15 protein-coding genes are annotated in these 17916 nt (G+C 75.1%); 11 read left to right on the forward strand and 4 right to left on the reverse strand.

Going from position 1 to position 17916, the window contains the following annotated elements:
• Window positions 1–77 precede the first annotated feature (77 nt).
• Both HCC30_RS01225 and HCC30_RS01230 read right to left on the reverse strand, forming a co-directional pair.
• Window positions 78–1223 (reverse strand): DUF2637 domain-containing protein, encoded by a 1146-nt coding sequence (locus HCC30_RS01225; protein WP_169440052.1) that lies wholly within the window; start codon window positions 1221–1223, stop codon window positions 78–80.
• Between the two features lie 198 nt (window positions 1224–1421).
• Window positions 1422–2285, reverse strand: a complete 864-nt coding sequence (locus HCC30_RS01230; protein WP_169440053.1) for a (2Fe-2S)-binding protein — start codon at window positions 2283–2285, stop codon at window positions 1422–1424.
• A 116-nt stretch (window positions 2286–2401) separates the two neighbouring features.
• On the opposite strand from HCC30_RS01230, the gene HCC30_RS01235 reads away from it, so the two are divergent.
• A complete protein-coding gene (locus HCC30_RS01235) occupies window positions 2402–3304 on the forward strand; it encodes a GntR family transcriptional regulator (RefSeq protein WP_169440054.1) in 903 nt (300 codons plus the stop codon).
• Between the two features lie 4 nt (window positions 3305–3308).
• Here the strand turns inward: HCC30_RS01235 and HCC30_RS01240 are convergent, their stop codons facing one another.
• The gene (locus HCC30_RS01240; protein WP_169440490.1) at window positions 3309–4076 is read right to left on the reverse strand and encodes a hypothetical protein; all 768 of its coding nucleotides are present in this window, start codon (window positions 4074–4076) and stop codon (window positions 3309–3311) included.
• Window positions 4077–4290: 214 nt separating this feature from the next.
• Window positions 4291–5634, reverse strand: coding sequence for an alpha/beta hydrolase (locus HCC30_RS01245; protein WP_346776447.1), 1344 nt, complete (start codon window positions 5632–5634; stop codon window positions 4291–4293).
• Window positions 5635–6013: 379 nt separating this feature from the next.
• On the opposite strand from HCC30_RS01245, the gene HCC30_RS01250 reads away from it, so the two are divergent.
• From HCC30_RS01250 to HCC30_RS01295, 10 genes are all read left to right on the forward strand, one after another.
• The gene (locus tag HCC30_RS01250) at window positions 6014–7270 is read left to right on the forward strand and encodes an ATP-grasp domain-containing protein (RefSeq protein WP_346776448.1); all 1257 of its coding nucleotides are present in this window, start codon (window positions 6014–6016) and stop codon (window positions 7268–7270) included.
• Entirely contained in the window at window positions 7267–8124 is an 858-nt protein-coding gene (locus HCC30_RS01255; RefSeq protein ID WP_169440056.1) for a hypothetical protein, read from the forward strand. The genes HCC30_RS01250 and HCC30_RS01255 overlap by 4 nt, the downstream gene beginning before the upstream one ends.
• A gap of 74 nt (window positions 8125–8198) precedes the next feature.
• The gene (locus HCC30_RS01260; protein ID WP_206323280.1) at window positions 8199–9338 is read left to right on the forward strand and encodes a PLP-dependent cysteine synthase family protein; all 1140 of its coding nucleotides are present in this window, start codon (window positions 8199–8201) and stop codon (window positions 9336–9338) included.
• A gap of 71 nt (window positions 9339–9409) precedes the next feature.
• Window positions 9410–10522: a dipeptide epimerase gene (locus HCC30_RS01265; RefSeq protein ID WP_346776473.1), complete on the forward strand. Its 1113-nt coding sequence runs from the start codon at window positions 9410–9412 to the stop codon at window positions 10520–10522.
• The gene (locus HCC30_RS01270; RefSeq protein ID WP_169440058.1) at window positions 10506–11837 is read left to right on the forward strand and encodes an MFS transporter; all 1332 of its coding nucleotides are present in this window, start codon (window positions 10506–10508) and stop codon (window positions 11835–11837) included. Before HCC30_RS01265 ends, HCC30_RS01270 begins: the two co-directional genes overlap by 17 nt.
• The gene (locus HCC30_RS01275) at window positions 11834–12631 is read left to right on the forward strand and encodes a class I SAM-dependent methyltransferase (protein WP_169440059.1); all 798 of its coding nucleotides are present in this window, start codon (window positions 11834–11836) and stop codon (window positions 12629–12631) included. The genes HCC30_RS01270 and HCC30_RS01275 overlap by 4 nt, the downstream gene beginning before the upstream one ends.
• A 60-nt stretch (window positions 12632–12691) precedes the next feature.
• Window positions 12692–14323: an ABC transporter substrate-binding protein gene (locus HCC30_RS01280; protein WP_240979244.1), complete on the forward strand. Its 1632-nt coding sequence runs from the start codon at window positions 12692–12694 to the stop codon at window positions 14321–14323.
• Entirely contained in the window at window positions 14320–15282 is a 963-nt protein-coding gene (locus tag HCC30_RS01285) for an ABC transporter permease (protein WP_169440060.1), read from the forward strand. Before HCC30_RS01280 ends, HCC30_RS01285 begins: the two co-directional genes overlap by 4 nt.
• Window positions 15279–16184, forward strand: coding sequence for an ABC transporter permease (locus tag HCC30_RS01290; protein ID WP_169440061.1), 906 nt, complete (start codon window positions 15279–15281; stop codon window positions 16182–16184). The genes HCC30_RS01285 and HCC30_RS01290 overlap by 4 nt, the downstream gene beginning before the upstream one ends.
• Entirely contained in the window at window positions 16181–17812 is a 1632-nt protein-coding gene (locus tag HCC30_RS01295; RefSeq protein ID WP_169440062.1) for an ATP-binding cassette domain-containing protein, read from the forward strand. The genes HCC30_RS01290 and HCC30_RS01295 overlap by 4 nt, the downstream gene beginning before the upstream one ends.
• Window positions 17813–17916: the final 104 nt, after the last annotated feature.

Genomic DNA, 17916 nt, shown 5'->3' on the forward strand with positions numbered 1-17916 from the left:
GACGGAGCGCTGCCGGGCGTCCCGTGCGGAGACGGGGCGCCCGGCAGCGGGTGGTGCGTCCGGGTGGGCGGGTCAGCTCATCCGAACTGCCTCTCGATCTCGGCGAGTTTCTCCTCCAGCGAGTCCAGCCTCGGGTTGGCCGAGTTGCTGCTCACGGAGTCGTGCCCGCCCCTGCCGTCGGCACCCTCGCCCGTCCCGGCCGGGCCGGGGTCCGGTACGGCGCCGGGCGCCGCCTTCCGGGTGTCGACGGGGCGCCGGTCCGCGGCCTCGGCGGGGGCGGCCTCGTCGTCGGCGGCCCGCAGCGCGGGCCGTGACCGCAACGGGAGCTGCCCCGCCGGCGCCGCCGCCTCGGAACCCAGGGCGGTGCCGCCCTGGGCGCCCGCGCCGGCCATTTCGACCTGACGCGTGCCGCGTCCCCAAGTCCAGCTGCGGTGCTGCCTGTTGAGCGCCCGGACCCGTGCCCGGTCGAGCTTGCCCTGCTCCTTCCGACGGAGACGTTCCTGCTCCTCCCGGCGCCGCTCGTCCCGTACCTCGTCCACCGCCTCGTCGAGCGACCGCACGCCCTCGAGCAGCATCAGCGACCAGGCGCGGAACGTCTCGCGGGGCGCCCGGATCCACCGGACCACGCGGATCTGCGGCAACGGCCGGGGAACCAGGCCCTGTTCGCGGAGTGCCGCCCGGCGGGTCTGCTTCAGCGCACGGTCGAACAGGATGGCCGCGGAGATCGACATGCCCGCGAAGAACTGCGGGGCGCCCGCGTGGTCCAGGCCGCGCGGAGCGTGCACCCAGTTGAACCAGGCGGCGGCCCCCGCGAAGGTCCACACGAGCAGCCGGGACCCCAGCGACGCGTCCCCGTGACTGGCCTCCCGCACGGCGATCATCGCGGAGAACATCGCCGCGCCGTCCAGCCCGAACGGGACCAGGTACTCCCAGCCGCCGGACAGTTGGAGGTTCTGGCGGCCGAAGCCGACCAGGCCGTGGAAGGAGAGAGCCGCGGCGACCGCCGCACAGCAGAACAGCAGGAGATAGGAAGCGGTCGCGTAGACCGTCTCCTTCCGGCGTTTCCGCTGTTCCATCCGCTCCCAGGAGTCCGGCTGCGAGCCGTCCTCGCCGTGCTGGGCGGACTTGCGCGCCTGCGTCATCAAGACGACCGCTGCCAGAGCGCCGACGAGCAGCACGGCGCTCGCCACCACCCAGCTCAGCGATATGTCCGTCAGTCTCATCGGAGTGCCCCTTGCTGCGCGGCGCGGGGAGGCCGAAGTCCCCGCCGGCGCGCCGTGCTCGCGTTGTCTGGCTTCGCTGTCGACGGGCATCCTGACGCAGAGCGGAAGCGCCGCAAGGGGGTTTCGGCGCAAGAGAACGCCAAAGAGAACGGGGAGGCGGTCCGGTACCCACGGACAGGGTGATCCGGCTCGAACTGCCTAGCTAGTGGCCGCCATTCGCTCGACGCGTTCCGCGTCGCAGGTCCTCGGACAGGTCACACAGGTGTCCTCGGGCCGGATGGTGTAGAAGAAGCAGCAGCTGGCGCGGTCCCGGGTGGTGAGCGACTCGCCCCGGGGGCCCGGGAGTTGACGGAAGCCGGCGCCGCGCGCGTACGGGGCCGTGCCGCCTGGCAGGAGTTCGCCCGCCTCGCGCATCGCGCGCTCCTCCTGACCGAACAGGTGCCCCAGGTACCAGAGTCCCTCGGTGATCTCGTCCGTCGCCATGCCCCACAGGGCGCGGGTTCCGCGCCGGATGCGGGGGCGGAAACCTTCCAGCACCGGTTCCAGGTGGTCGGCGACGGCGGCGCGCACCTCGGCGCGGAGCGCCTCCTCGTCCGGGACGACCCGGGCGTTCGGGTGCCCGGCCTCGGGGTCGTCCGGCAGGCAGGCGAACTCGCCGGTGCGGACGGTGATCTGGCCGAGCGTGCGCTGGAACGCGACGGCGTCCACGCCCACCCGCGGCACCCGCCGGGACAGGAACCAGGGGATGGTCACCAGCAGACAGGCGGGCCAGGCGTACCGGTGCAGTCCGAAGCTGGCGATGACGTCGGGGCGGCCCTGCTTGCCGTAGTCGCGGCTGATCTGCGCCTCGTCCCAGGAGAGGAACGCGTCCAGGGCCTCGCCGCCCTCCGCGAGCGCGGCGGCGGTGACCCAGCCCTCCCCGTCGGGCAGCGCCTCGTCCGGGCCGGCCTCGTGGACGCGCAGGTACGGGAAGACCTCGTTCAGCCGCGCGTAGGCAGCGGCGAACGGCGAGCGGGCGTCCGCCGCGGAGGCGGTGAGGCCGGACATCGGCGAGACGACCATGAGGACCACCGGATTCGACGATCGATAGCAGGTAAGCCTTACCTTACCCCTCGGAGATCGACGTTTGATCTGCAGCCCCACCCGCTATCGTGCTCACGGACACCTGGAGGGGACAGATGGAACAGACCCGACCGGACGCCGCCCCGCGGACCGGACGGGACGCGCAGCGGCCCCGCGTCCCCGCCCAGTCCCGGACGACCGCTTCCGCGCCTGCCTCGGCGCCTCCCGGGCCGCCGCGCCCGCCGGAGGCGGCCCGTGCGGACGGCGACCCCTCCGCGCGTGGGGAGCACGTGCACGGCGAACCGGGTGTGCCACGCGTCACGTCCAGGGCGCAGGCCCCGGCCGGGGTTCTGGCGGCGCCGCCCGCGGTGTCCCCCTCCGCCGCGCGGCCCGAACGGCACTCCGTGCGCGCGCAGATCCTGGAGGCGCTGCGCGAGGCGCTGCTGTCCGGCGAACTCGCGCAGGGGGAGGTCTATTCGGCCCCCGCGATAGCCGACTGCTACGGCGTCTCCCCGACCCCGGTGCGGGAGGCCATGCAGCAGCTGGTGAGCGAGGGCGCCGTCGAGACGGTGCCCAACCGGGGTTTCCGCGTCGCCGAGCACAGTCCGCGCGAGAGCGCCGAACTGGGTGAGGTGCGGGAGCTGTTGGAGATCCCGGCGGTGCTGCGGCTGGCCCGTACGCTGCCCGCCGGGCGCTGGGACGAGCTGCGCCCGCTCGCCGAGGACACCCTCACGGCCGCCGCCAGGGGCGACCGCGCCGCCTACGCCGACGCGGACCGTGCCTTCCACGCCGCGCTGCTGGAGCTGACGGGCAACGCCCAGCTCGTCGCCGTCGCCGACGACGTCCTCCGCCGGGCCCAGCGCGGGCCCGGGCAGACGGCGCGCGGCACGGCGGAACTGCTCGGCGAGGCGTCCGAGCACGTGGCGCTGCTGGACGCGCTCCAGGCGCAGGACACGGCGACGGCGGAGCGCGTCATGCGCGACCACATGGCACCGCACACGGGGCCGCCCCGCGCATAGCGCGTCAGGCGGGGGAGAGGTGGTCGCCCAGCCAGGCGGGGATGCCGCCCAGGAGCTGGAAGAGGCGCCGTGCCTCGTCGCGCAGGCGGGACGCCTCCGGGTCCGGCTGGGCGTCGGCCAGCGCGGCGAGTGCGGGGGCCATGCCGACGAGGAAGCCCAGTTCCTCGCGGATGCGGAGCGATTCGGTGAACCCGTGGCGGGCTTCGGCCAGTTCGCCGTCGCGCAGCGCCAGTCCGGCGAGGTGCCGCCAGGTGAAGGAGCACAGCAGTCTGTTGCCGTGCGCGGCGGCGCCCGCGTGCGCGCGGCGGTACGCGGCCCGCGCGGACTGCGGGTGGTCGCTCAGGTGCTCGGCCAGCAGGCCGCGCCGGAAGTCGAGGACGGCGCGGCCGCGCGCCCCGGGGGCGAGCAGAGCGGCGGCGCGGCCCAGCGCGGCGCGTGCCTCGTCGGCGCGGTCGCGTACGCCCAGGACGGTGGAGGCGTAGGCGAGTTGGCCGCGTTCGCAGGCGGCCATGCCGCGGTCCTCGTCGTCCTGCGCGGCGGCCTCCGCCTGGCGCAGCGCGTCCTCGGCGCCGGCCCAGCCCTCGGTGGTGAACATGCACCGTTCGACGAGCAGTGCCGCCCGCTGGACGGCCGCGGTCGGGTGGTCGGGTGTGTGGGGCTCCAGGAGTGCGGCGGCGTCCTCCCAGCAGCCGCGGGAGCGGAGCCGCCATATGGCCCGGGACAGAGGGCTGTTGTCGTCGTCGTGTGGATCCAGCCGTACCGAACGTGACATGGCGGTGTCCGCCACAGTGCCCTCCCCAAGCGCGCCGTCGAGCCGGATGTGAGCGCATCTCAGCACGGAGAGAGGTGCTGGGCCAAGAGGTGGGTGTGAATCAGTTCACAAAGTTTTACCGGATGGCTCTCGCTGCCAAGTGTTGTCACCGGTGCGACCGTTGCGGACTGCGGGAGCCCTTCGTCGCGCCCCCGCGGTCCGCCGTTCCGGCGCGTCAGGGCAGGCCGGGGCCGGTGCAGTGCACGTCGCGCGCGGGGCGCCGGCCCTCGGTCAGGTACGCGGAGACGGTGCCGTCCACACAGTCGTTGCCCCGGCTGGCGAACACGCCGTGCGAGTAGTCCTCGTGGAGCGTCACCAGGCGGGAGCCGGGCAGCAGCGCGCGCATCCGCCGTGCGCCGTCGACCGGGGTGACGGGGTCGTGCTCGGAGGCGACGAGCAGGACGGGCGGCACGCCGGCGCCGCCCTCGCTGCCCAACGGGGTGCGGTGCGGCGGGTGGTGCGGCCAGTGGGCACAGGTGGCCGCCTCCAGTCCGGTCAGTACGGGCAGGGGGTCGCGGGCCCGGAGTGAGCGGAGGTCGCGCACCGTCCCGTCCGGGGTGGGGCCCGGGTCGTCGGCGCACTTCACCGCGCGGTTGGCGGCCTGGAAGGTGCGCGACGCGGGGCTGTCGAAGGCGTCCTCGGGGGATTCCGGTCCCAGTCCGGACACGCTGCCCTCGCGCAGGTGGTCGCGCATCCCCTCGCCCAGCCGCTGCCAGCGCTCCGTCCGGCCCAGCGCGTCGTAGACGGCCCGGTCGAACTCGGCGGCCCCGAAGCCCCGCACGGGGTTCCGCTTCAACTCCGCGCGCACCCGCGCGTACGAGGCGCGGACGCGGGACGGCGTGCCGCCCAGCCGGTAGTGGCCGTCGCGTGCGGCGAGCCAGTCGAAGAGGGTCGCGCGCTGGCGGAGCATGGCGCGGGCCTGCCGGACGTCGAAGTCGTGCCAGTCCCACGGCCCGACGACGCTGTCGAGCACCATCCGGTCGATCCGCCGGGGGAAGGCGGCGGCGTACGCGGCCCCCAGGTAGGTGCCGTAGCTGACGCCGAGATAGCTGATCCGCCGCTCGCCGAGGGCGGCGCGTACGGCGTCCATGTCGTGTGCCGTCTCCGTCGTCGACAGGTGCGGCAGGGCGGGGCCCAGGCCCTCGGCGCAGTCCTCGGCCATCCGGCGCTGGGCGTCCGACCAGGCGCGTTCCCCGGCGGGTGTGCGGGGCAGCGGGTCGGGCCCCGGGGCGTCGAACAGGCCGCCCATGGCGCCGCAGTCGGCGGGGGCGCTGCGGCCGGTGCCGCGCGGGTCGAAGCCGATCACGTCGTAGGCCCGCCGCACGTCCTCGGGCAGCTTCTCGCGCTTGGTCACCGCGTACGGCAGTCCCGAGCCGCCGGGTCCGCCGGGGTTGACGAGCAGGACGCCCCGGCGCTGCTCCCGTGTCCCGGTGGCGGGGACCCGGGAGACGGCTATGCGGAGCCGCGGTCCGTCCGGGCGGGCGGAGTCCAGCGGGACGCGGACGGTGCCGCACTCCACGCGCGACCCGTCCTCCGGCTCGGGGACGGAATCGGGGCACTGCCCGAAGTGGAGCGGAGGGATGGAGGGGGAGCGGACTCCGTGGCCGGAATCCGTCGTGGGGGCGGGGGCCGCGCCGGTGAGCGTCCCGGCGGTGGCAAGGAGCGCGCACAGGGCGGCGGTTGGGCGGTGCGGGGGTCGAAGGCGCACGGGTCTCGCAATCGGAGGTGTGACGTAGCCGGGCATGACAATGAAAATGATTATCGATAGCGTATGTTCTCAGTCAACACGGGCCGCGGGGCCGGAGCCGCTCCCGCATGCCCGGACCGTGCTGCCGGCGCCGGCCGGAGCGCCCGGCGAGAGCGCAGCGCATCGCAGCGAATCGTGGCGAAGGAGAACTGTGGGACATCTGCTGATGGTCGAGAGCTGGGTCGGGGCGATGAGCCGGCTGCTGCCGCGCGCGATCCGGGAGAGCGGACACCAATTCACGTTCCTGACCCGCGACGTGCACCACTACCTGCGCTCGGCGCCCGAGGGCACCGCGCACCCGCTGCTCGGCGCGCGGCACATCGTCACCGCCGACACCAACGACACCCCCACGCTGCTGCCCCATGTGGCCCGGCTGCACGAGGTGTTCGGCTTCGACGGGGTGCTCACCTCCTGCGACTACTACCTCCCCGCCGTCGCCCGCCTCGCCGGTCACCTCGGGCTGCCCGGGGCCTCGGCCGAGGCGGTCGGACGTGCCTGCCGCAAGGACGCCACCCGCAGGACCCTGCGCGCGGCCGGCGTGCCCGGGCCCCGGTTCGCCGTGTGCGAGGACTGGGCGGCGGCCACCGTCGCCGCGCGCGAGATCGGCTACCCGCTGGTGCTCAAACCCGTCGACCTGTGCGCCGGTATGTACGTCCGCCGGGTCGACGACGAGGAGCAGCTGGCCGCCGCGCACCACGCGCTCGCCGCGTTCCCCGTGAACGCGCGCGGGCAGCTCCGCTCGCCCGCCGTGCTGCTCGAAGAGCTGCTGGACGGGCCCGAGGTGAGCGTCGAGACCGTCTCGTACGGGGGCACGCACCATGTGGTCGGCGTGACGGACAAGAGCGTCGGCGGGGCCCCCGCATTCGTCGAGACGGGGCACATGTTCCCCGCCGGGCTCGGCCGGGAGGCGGCGCGGGGCGCCGTGGAGACGGCCGTCGCCGCGCTGGACGCGCTCGGGCTCGACCAGGTCGTCGCGCACACCGAGATCAAGCTCACCGCCGCCGGGCCGCGCGTCGTCGAGGTCAACCCCCGCCCCGCGGGCAACCGGATCACCGAACTCGTGCGGCACGTCACCGGGATCGACCTCGCCGCCGCCTGCGTCGACCTCGCCCTGGGCGGCACGCCCGACCTGGAGCGCCGCTCCACCGGGCTGGACAGTGCCGCGATCGGCTTCCTCGTACCGCAGGACGAGGGCGTGCTGGAGGGCTTCGAGGGGACGGAGAAGCTGACGGAGGCCGCCGGGCTGCTGGAGCTCCAACTGGCCGATCCCGGGGCGCGGGTGCGGAACACCGGGAGCAACAACGGCTATCTCGGGCACGTGATGGCGGGCGCCTCCGGACCGGACAGCGCGCGGGACCGCGTGGCCGAACTGCTCGCCCCCGTGCGCCCGAAGGTGGCCGCCCGATGACCGGCACCGTCACCGGGGCGCCCGCCGCGGCCGGACCGGGCCACGCGTCCGGGTACGCGGAGCTCGTACGGGCCGTGGAGCACGGCGAGTTCGGGCCCGCGCCCGGTACGCAGCGCGTCACCACCGCGTTCACCACACGGCAGGCCGTGCGGCACGAGGGGCGCGGCACCGGGTACCGGAACGAGGTGCTCAGCCTGCGCCTCGGCGCCGCCGTCGGCTCCTGCGCCGCCGAGCCCGGGGAACTGCCCGCGCACGCCGTCGACGACTGTGTGAACACCGACGTCGCGCGGCTGCTGCGGCACCCGCTGCGCACCGTCCGCGTCGCCGCGCTGGACGCCTACCTGATGCACGTCCTGCCGCACACCCCGGGGAACGGGGCGCAGCCCTGTCCGCTGCCCGCCGGCACCTCGCTCTCCCGCTCCCGGGCGCGCGCCCGCGCCGTGGTGGACCTCGTCGCCGGGCAGACGGACAGCGGTGGCCGAGTCCTCGTCGTCGGGGTGGTCAACTCGCTGCTGGAGTGCCTGCGTTCGTACGGGCTGGCGTACGTTCCCTGCGACTTCAAGGGCGGCACCACCGAATGGGGCGACCTGGTACGGACCGACTCGCTCAGCGAGCTGGAGGGCTGCGACGCCGTCCTCGCCTCCGGGATGACGCTCGGGAACGGCACTTTCGAGCCACTGCGCGAGCACGCGCTGCGGCACGGCAAGCCGCTGGTGATGTTCGCGCAGACCGGCAGCGCCGTGCTCCCCAGGATGATGGGCGCGGGCGTCACCGGGGTGTGCGCCGAGCCGTACCCGTTCTTCTGGCTCGACGGCGGCCCCGGCGTCCTCCACCGCTACGGGGGCGCGGCGTGACCACTGCCCTCACCGCCGGCGCCCCCGCCCCGTCCGGGCCGTCCGCCGGGAGACCGGCCGTCGCCGACCCCGGGCTGCTCTCGCTCGTCGGACGTACGCCGCTGGCCCGCATCAGCAGCGATCTGCCCGTGCCGCAGCCCGGGTTCTGGGCGAAGCTGGAGGGGCTCGGCGCGGGCGGGATGAAGGCCCGCGCCGCCGTCTCCATGCTGCTCGGCGCCAGGGAACGCGGCGAACTGCGCCCGGGCGCCACTGTCGTGGAGTCCACCTCCGGCACGCTCGGCATCGGCCTGGCCTTCGCCGGCCAGGCGCTCGGCCACCCCGTCGTCCTCGTCTGCGACACCGAACTGGAGCCGTCCATGCGGCGGTTGCTGCGCGCCTACGGGGCCGAGCTGGAGCTCGTCGACCGGCCCGCCGCGCACGGCGGCTGGCAGGCGGCGCGGCTCGCCCGGCTGCGGCAGGTGCGCGAGCGGCACCCCGGCGCCTACTGGCCGGACCAGTACAACAACCCGGACAACGCCGCCGGTTACGCCTCCCTCGCCGCGGAACTCGCCGCCGGACTCGACCGGCTGGACGTCCTGGTGTGCAGCGTCGGCACCGGCGGGCACAGCGCGGGCATCAGCGCACCGCTGCGCCGCCACTGGCCGCACCTGCGGCTGATCGGGGTGGACGCCACCGGCTCGACCATCTTCGGACAGCCCGCCAGGCCCCGGCTGATGCGCGGCCTCGGCAGCAGCATCCACCCGCGGAACGTCGCCTACGAGGCCTTCGACGAGGTGCACTGGGTGGGGCCCGCCGAGGCCACCGACGCCTGCCGGAGGCTGGCCCGCGGCAGCTTCGTCAGCGGCGGCTGGAGCACCGGCGCCACCGCGCTCGTCGCCGCCTGGGCGGCACGGCTCGACCCCGGCGCCGTCGTCGCGGCCGTCTTCCCGGACGGCCTGCACCGCTACCTCGGCACCGTCTACGACGACGACTTCACCACGGCGCACGGCATCGACCCCGCCACCGCGGCGAGCCGCCCCGTGGAGATCCCGCACCCGCACGCGGCGGAGGCCACCGGCTGGACGCGCTGCACCTCCGTCGTCGACCCCCGCACCGTCGCCCCGGCCGCGGAGCCGGGGAATCCGGGCCACTGTCCCGGACCGTCCGCGCACCCGGACGCCGCGCCGTCCACCGTCCCGTCTCCCGTCGACTCCCCCGAGGAGGGCACCCCGTGACCGCCGCCCCCAGGGCGACCGGGCGCACCGCAGCGCACGGCGCGGCACCGCCGCGCCGGCCGCTGAAGGTCGTGCTCAAGTCCGCCGTCCGCACCACGCCCCTGCAACTGGCTGAGCCACTGCGCATATCCCGTTCCACCATGTCCTCCCGCGACGCCGTCCGGCTCACCGTCGAACAGGGCGGGCTGCGCGGTCACGGTGAGGCCGTCTCCAGCCGGTACCTGCGGCTGGACACCGACACGCTCGCCCGGATGCTCACCGCCGCCGGCGCCGAACTGGCCCGCCATCCCGACGCGGAGAGCGCCCTCGCGGCACTCCGCGAGGGACAGCCCGTCCTCGGCGGGCGGAACCCCGAGGCGCCGCCCGCGGTGACCGCCGCCGTGGAGTCCGCGCTGCTGGACCTCACCGGCAAGCGCGCGGGCGCCCCCGTGCACCGGCTGCTCGGCGCCGTCACCGCGCCCGCCGTGGCCACGGCCCGCACCATCGGCATCACCACGCCCGAACGCGCCGCCGTCCAGGCGCACTGCCTCGCGGAGAGCGGCTTCCGGGTGCTCAAGATCAAGGCGGGCGCGGCCGACCCGGAGGACGACCTCGCCCGTGTCCGCGCCGTACGCGAACACGCCCCGCACGCCCGGCTGTTGCTCGACCCGAACGGCGCGTGGAGCGCGTCCCGGGCCGCCTCGCTGCTGCCCCGGTACGCCGAACTCGGCGTCGAGGCCGTCGAACAGCCCCTCCCGCCGGGCGATCCGGAGGCCCTCGCGCGCCTCGCCGAGCACGCCCCCGTCCCGGTCGTCGCGGACGAGGACGCGGCGACCCTGGAGGACGTGCGGCGCCTCGCGGGCCGCGTCCAGGGCGTCAACGTCAAGCTCGCCGAGTGCGGCGGCGTGCACGCCGCGCTCCGCATCGCCGAACTGGTCGCCGGCACCGGCACCGAGCTGATGCTCGGCTGCTTCACCGCCAGCAGCCTCGGCATCGCCCCCGCCGTCCACCTCGCCGACCGCGCCCGCTGGGCCGACCTGGACGGGCACCTGCTGCTGGCCGACGACCCGTGGTCCGGCATCGGCGGCGAGGACGGCACCGTCCGCGCCTCGGAGCGCGCGGGACTCGGCGTGCGCCCCGTCGGGCCGGAGACCGTGCCCGGGCAGCCGGGGCGGAGAGGGGGCGGCAGTGCAGACCTGGCATGAGATACGCCGGTTCCCGTTCGCCGTCCGGCTGCTGCTCGTCAACCAGCTCGGCGTCAACATCGGCTTCTACCTGCTGATCCCCTACCTGGCGACGCACCTGGGCGAGGACCTGGGCATGTCCGCCGCCGTCGTCGGCATCGTCCTCGGCGTCCGGAACCTCAGCCAGCAGGGCCTGTTCATCCTCGGCGGCTCCGCGGCCGACCGGCTCGGCGCGCGGCGCGTCATCATCGCCGGATGCGCGCTGCGGACCGTCGGCTTCGCCTCCTTCGCGCTGGGCGACGGGCTGCCGGTGCTGCTCGCCGCCTCCGTGCTCAGCGGGCTCGCCGGGGCACTGTTCAACCCGGCGGTGCGGGCGTATCTCACGCAGGAGGCGGGGGAGCGGAAGGCGGAAGCCTTCGCGCTGTTCAACATCTTCGCCACCACGGGCGCGCTCGTCGGGCCGCTGCTGGGCAGCGCCCTGCTGTTCGTGGACTTCCGGGCCAGTGCGCTGACCGCGGCGGGCATCTTCGCCGTGCTCACCGTCGTCCAGGCGGTCGTCCTGCCGGCGCGTACGGTGCCGCCCTCGCCGAACAGCGTGATGGCGGACTGGCGCGAAGTCGTCGGCAACCGCCGCTTCCTGGCCTTCGCGCTCGCCATGGTCGGCATGTTCACCATGGAGAACCAGCTGTACCTGCTGCTGCCGGACGCCGCGCGGACCGCGACGGGCTGGGCCGGAGCCGCCGGCTTCGTCTTCCTGACCGGCACCCTCGCCAACCTCGGCCTCCAGATGCGCATCACCCGCGGCCTCAAGGCGCGCGGCAGCAGAGGCCGGTGGATCAGCACCGGACTCGCCCTGATGGGGCTCGCGTTCGTACCCCCGCTCGTGGTGGTGCTCGGCGGGGGCGCGGACGAGGGGGCGGGCGCCGGTGCGGCCGCGCTCGCGCTGCTGCCGGTACTGGCCGGTGCGCTGCTGCTGTACGCGGGACACATGGTGGCCCAGCCGTTCGTCATGGAGCTCATACCGGGCTTCGGACGCAAGGAGCTGACGGGGACCTACTTCGGGGTCTTCTACGTCGTCTCCGGGATCGCCGCGGCGCTGGGCAACACCCTCGTCGGCTGGGCGATGGACGCGGGCGCCGCGCACGGCGCCGCCTGGCTGCCCTGGGCCGGCTGCCTGTGCGCGGGCCTGCTCTCCGCCGCGTCCGTCGCCTGGCTCCGCCGCCGGGACGCGCTGCCACGCGCGGGCACGGACAGCGGCTCAACTCGCCCTGCCTGCAAGGACGATGCCGGCCCCCACGGTGCGAAGGCGCACAGCGGCGAGGGGAGCGGACGGTGACCGGACACGACAGCGGACAGAACCTGCTCACCGACCATCCGGCGCTCTACGAGGCCCGGTTCCCCGCACCCGAACGGCTCGCCGCACGCTGGGCCGAGGACTGCCTGCGCCGGCACGGCGCCGGCCCGGACCTGCTGGACCTGGGCTGCGGCACCGGCCGGGACGCCGCGTACCTGCACGGCGCGGGACGTGAGGTGACCGGCGCCGACCTGTCGGAAGCGATGCTCGCCCACGCGCGCGAGCACCATCCCGGCCCCCGGTACGTCCGCGCCGACCTGCGCGGCTTCGACCTGGGCGCGGGGGCCTTCGACTCCGTGGTGTGCATGGACAGTTCGCTGCTCTACTGCCACACCAACGAGGAACTGGACGGCCTGTTCCGCTCCTGCGCGCGGGCGCTCCGCCCCGGCGGGCTGCTCGTCGCGGAGATGCGCAACGGCGCCTACTTCCTCGGGCGGACCGACCTGCTCGACGCGCCGCGGACCGACCGGTTCACCTGGCAGGGCACCGCGTACCGCTCGGTGACGACCCTCCGCGTCGACCGCACGGCGCAGCTGCTGCGCCGCAGGCGGGTGTGGACCGCCGACGACGGATCGCCGCGCCGTGAACAGCGGTCCGCCTGGCGGCTGTTGTTCCCGCAGGAACTGCGCCACCACCTCGTCGCCCACGGGTTCGACGTCCTGGAGCTGCACGACGGCCCCGGACCGCGCACCGGCACCCCGTGGCGCGAGGGCGACGCACCCGGCACCGCGGCCGACGCGGACCGCCTCCACCTCGTCGCCCGCCGCACCGCCTGAGTCCCGCCCAAGGGGCCGACGAGCCCTCACCCACCACCATTTCGCACAGCGAGGAGATGCATGATGCGTCAGCGTCCGTCGTCCGGACAGAGCGCCGAAAACCCCGGGACCGGGGACGGCGGCACGCCCGCCCCGTACCCCGGGCTGCGGCGCCGCGGCTTCCTCGCCGCGACCGGAGGTGCCGCCGCGCTCGGCGCCCTCGCCCTCTCCGGCTGCGGCGGGGGAGGGGCCGGCGGCGGCGCGGGCGGCGCGGGCGAACCGCGCCGCGGCGGCAGGCTGCGGGCCTCCTTCGCGGGGGACGGAGCCAACGAGACGCTGGACCCGCACCTGGCCAACCTGTTCGGCGACGCGGCGCGCTCCAAGGCGCTCTTCGACAAACTCGCCGACTACGACGCCGACTTGGTGGCCAGGCCCCGGCTCGCCGCACGCTGGGAGCCGAACAAGGCACTGGACCGCTGGACGGTCACCCTGCGCGACGCCACCTTCCACAACGGGGACCCGGTCACCGCCCAGGACGTGCTCTACAGCTACCGCCGCATCTCCGACCCGGAGAAGGCGTTCCGCTCGAAGGCCGACCTGGAACCCGTCGACCTGGACGCGAGCCGCGCCGTCGGCAGGCGCACCGTCGAGTTCCGGCTGAAGCGGCCCACGGCCGGATTCCCCAACGTGATGGCCGCGTTCGGTGCGTACATCGTGCCCGAGGACGCGGACAGCTTCGAGAAGCCCGTCGGCTCCGGCCCGTTCCGCTTCGTCTCCACAAGCCCCGGCAGGTCGACGCTGCTCAGGCGGTTCGACGACTACTGGGACGGCGCCCCGCACCTGGACGAGCTGGAGTTCGTCACCGCGAACGAGGAATCGGCCCGGATCAACGCGCTGCTGGGCGGCCAGGTCGAGTACGCGCACGAGCTGACGCCGACCACCGCGCGGGCGCACGAGAACAGCGGCCAGGTCCGGATCGTGCGGCTGAAGAACAGCGACATGCAGGCGTTCGCGATGAAGACCGACCGGCCGCCGTTCGACGACAAGCGGGTCCGTGAGGCGTTCTTCCTCATCGCCGACCGGGAGGAACTCGTCAAGGGTGCACTGTCCGGCGCGGGAGAGGCCGGCAACGACCTCTTCGGCAAGGGGTACCAGTACTACGCGTCCGGAATCCCGCAGCGCGAACAGGACCTGGAGCGGGCCCGCGCGCTGCTGAAGGAGGCGGGCGCCGGGAACCTGAAGGTCACCCTCGACACCTCCGACGTCGCCGCCGGCTTCACCGAGGCGGCGGGCATCTTCCGCGACCAGGCGAAGAAGGCCGGCGTCACCGTCGAACTGCGCACCAGGAACCCCGACAGCTACTGGAGCGACATCCTCGACTCCGGCACCCTGTGCAGCTACCGCTCCGGCGCCATGCCCATCGACGTGCACCTCAGCCAGCGGCTGCTCACCGGCTCCACCACCAACGCGACCCACTGGGAGCACAAGGACTTCGACGAGCTGTACCGCAGGGCCCAGTCCACCGCCGACGAGGACGAACGCACCGCACTGTACGAGCGGATGCAGCGCCGCCTGCACGCGGAGGGCGGATTCCTGGTGTGGGGCTTCGCCGACTGGATCGTCGGAACGGCCGGGAACGTCGGGGGAGTCGAGAACGAGGCACCGGCCAACACCCTGGACTGGGCACGCTTCGACAAGGTGTGGCTGGCGTGAGTGCCGCCACCGGACTGCGCTCCTGGCTCGCCCGGCGGCTGCTGCTCGGCGCGGGCCAGATCGTGGCCGTCGTCCTGCTCGTGTTCGCGCTCACCGAGGCGCTCCCCGGCGACGCGGCCGTCGCGCTCGCCGGGGACCAGCCCGACCCGGCCCGGATCGCCGCCATCCGGGAGTCGATGCACCTGGACCGTCCCGCGTACGAGCGCCTGGCGGACTGGGCGCTGGGCCTGCCGCACGGCGACTTCGGGCAGTCGCTCGCCACCGGCAGGCCGGTCAGCGCCTATCTGGCGGCGAGCTTCGGCCCCACGCTGACGCTGGCCTGCCTCACCGTCGCGCTGCTCGTGCCCGTCGGCGTCGGACTGGGCGTCCTGGCGGCCCGCCGCGAGGGCGGGCGCCTGGACCGGCTGATCAGCGGGGTCACCCTCGGCGTGTACGCGGTACCGGAGTTCGCGCTGGGCGTGCTGCTGGTGGTGCTCTTCGCGCTGCGCCTGGACTGGCTGCCGCCGACCGCCGTCGGCTTCGACGGCGCGCTGCTCGCCCACCCCGCGGTGCTGGTCCTGCCGGTGCTGGTGCTGCTGGCCCGCCCGGTGTGCTCCATCAGCCGGCTGGTGCGCGCCGGGATGATCGAGGCGCTCGGCTCGCCCTACGTCGCCCAGGCGCGGCGCTACGGGCTCTCCGAGGCGCGCGTCCGCTGCACGCACGCCCTGCCCAACGCGCTCGCGCCCGCCACCCAGCAACTCGCCCGGACCGTGGACTGGTTGCTCGGGGGAGTGGTCGTCGTGGAGGCACTGTTCGTCATCCCGGGGCTCGGCACGGTGATGCTGGACGCGGTGTCCGCGCGGGACGTTCCCGTCGTGCAGGGGCTGGCCGTCCTCTTCGGGACGGTCACGGTCGTCCTCAACATCGCGGCCGACCTCGTCGCCCACCGGCTCGCACCCCGCGCGGGGGCGGTCGCATGAGCGGGGCAGCACAGCCCGGGACCCGGGCCCGGTTCGTGACGGGGGCGCTGCTCCTCGCGCTGCCGTTCGTGCTCGCCCTGCTCGGGCCGCTCCTCGCGGGTGAACCGGCGGCGCGCGGCGCCTCGTTCACCCTCGGCGGCCCGTCGGACGGCTGGGCCGCGCAGTGGTTCGGCACCGACTTCGTCGGCCGGGACGTGTGGCGGCAGGTGCTGCTGGGCGGCAGGTCCGTCGTCCTCGTCGCCCTCGCGGCCACCGTCCTCGCCTACGCCGTCGCCCTGCCCGTCGGCTTCGCCGCGGCCCTCACCCGCAGGACCTGGCCGGAGGAGCTGCTGATGCGGCCGCTGGACGTGCTGCTCGCGGTGCCGTCCCTGCTGGCCGTGCTGCTCGTCGCGACGGTCTTCGCGCCGGGGCCCGTCGGACTCGCCGTCCTGGTGGCCGTCGTCAACGTGCCCGACGCGGCCCGGATCGTACGGTCCACCGCCGCGGAGATCGCGGCCAGACCGGCGGTCGAGGCACTGCGGATGCAGGGCGAGAGCCGCCGGCGCATCGCCATGGGGTACGTGGGCCGCTCGGCGCTGCGCACCCTCGCGGCCGACGCCGGGGTGCGCATGACGGGCGTGCTCTATCTCGTCGCCACGGCCGCCTTCCTGGGCGTGGGCGTCGCACCGGACGCGGCGGACTGGGCGGTGATGGTCGACCGCAACCGCACCGGCCTGTTCGTCCAGCCCTGGGCCGTCGTCGTACCGGCGCTGCTGATCGTCCTCCTGTCCATGGGGACGAACCTCCTCTTCGACGCCGCACTCCAGCGCGGGAGCCGGCACACCACACGCACGGAACAGCACACGAAGCAGCGCACCGGACCGCCCGCGGAACCGGGCGGGAGGAAAGGGAACCGCTCATGAGCAGCACCCCGCACGAGGAACCCGGAGCCCCGCACGGCGGTGCGGAGCCGGTCGCGGCCGAGATCCGGGGGCTGAGCGTCGAGACCGAGGAGGGGCACCTCCTCGTCGACGACGTGTCCCTGCGGCTGCGCCCCGGCACCGTGACGGCGCTGATCGGCGCCTCCGGCAGCGGCAAGACCACCACCGGCCTGTCCCTGCTCGGCGAGTACCCGGCCGGCGCCCGCGTCACGGGCGAGGTACGGGCGGACGCCGGCGGCGTCGGCTACGTGCCGCAGCACCCGGGCGCCGCGCTCAACCCGGCGCGCCGCGCGGGGGCGCTGCTCCACGACATCGCCGCGCGGCAGGTGCGCGCCCTCAGACTGCCGCGCCGGGAGCGCCGCGCCGAGGCCGGGGAACGGGTGCTGCGCGCGCTGGAGGCGGCACAACTGGCCGACGGGGAACGGCTGTTGGGCCGCTATCCGCACCAGTTGTCCGGCGGTCAGCAGCAGCGGGTGGTGCTCGCGCAGGCCCTGCTGCGGGGCACGCGCACCGTCGTCGCCGACGAGCCGACGACGGGGCAGGACGCGCTGACCAAGCAGCGCGTCGTCGCCGAACTCGCGCGGCTCGCCCGCCGGGGCATCGCCGTCCTGCTGCTCAGCCACGATCTGGACGTGGTCCGTGAGCTGGCCGACGAGGTGGTGGTCCTGCGCGAGGGCCGCGTCGTCGAACGGGGCCCGGCCGCCCGGGTACGCACCGCGCCCCGGCACCCCTGGACCCGCGAACTGTTCGCCTGCGCGGGCACGGACGCCTACAGCGCCCGCGCCGCCGCTCCCGGGAGCGGGCCGGACGCCCCCGCGCCCGCGCTCCGGGCGCACATCCGCGAGGCCCGGTACCGGGACCGCGAGCGGGGCACCGTCCACGCGCTGCGGGACGCGCGGCTGACCGTCTCGGCGGGGGAGTGCCTCGCCGTGGTGGGGCGCTCCGGGAGCGGCAAGACGACGCTCGGCCGCTGCCTCGCGGGGCTGCACCGGGACTGGGACGGCGAGGCCGTACCGGCCGGCGGCGTGCCGCTGCCGCACAGCGTGCGCGCCCGCGACGCCGGGCAACTCGCCGCCGTGCAGTACGTGTTCCAGGACGCGGCCGCCTCCTTCGACGAGCACCGGCCGGTGCTGTGGCAGGTCGCCAGGACCGCCGTCCGGCTGCGCGGCGCGGCGCCCGCGACGGCGCTGGAGGAGGCGCGCGCCGGGCTCGCCCGCGTCGGGCTGGACGCGGAGCTCGCGGAGCGGCGGCCCGGGCGGCTCTCCGGCGGCGAGCTGCAACGGGCCGCGCTCGCCCGCGCGTTGCTGGCCCGCCCCGGCGTACTGGTCTGCGACGAGATCACCTCGGGCCTCGACATGCTCACCCGCCGCGCCGTCCTGGACGTGCTCACCGGCCTGCTGGACGCTCCCGGCGGGCCGGCGCTCGTCCTCATCACGCACGACCTGCCCACGGCGGCGCTCGCGCACCACGTCGCCGTCCTCGACGGGGGCGTGATCGTCGAACAGGGCCCGGCGGCACAGGTGTTGGAGACGCCGGCCCACCCCTTCACGGCGTCACTCGTGGAGGCGGCGCGGAAGGGCACGACGGAGGCGATGTCCACGCCCCGGTGAGCGAATCCCCACGGTCAGCGGCTCGTGCGCCCCCGTCCGGCGATCCGCGCGCCCTGTACGCCCCCCGGCATGGTCGGCCACGCTGGGGGGAGGACACAGGGTGT

The sequence above is a fragment of the Streptomyces sp. HNM0574 genome, from assembly GCF_012726235.1.
Lineage (GTDB): Bacteria > Actinomycetota > Actinomycetes > Streptomycetales > Streptomycetaceae > Streptomyces.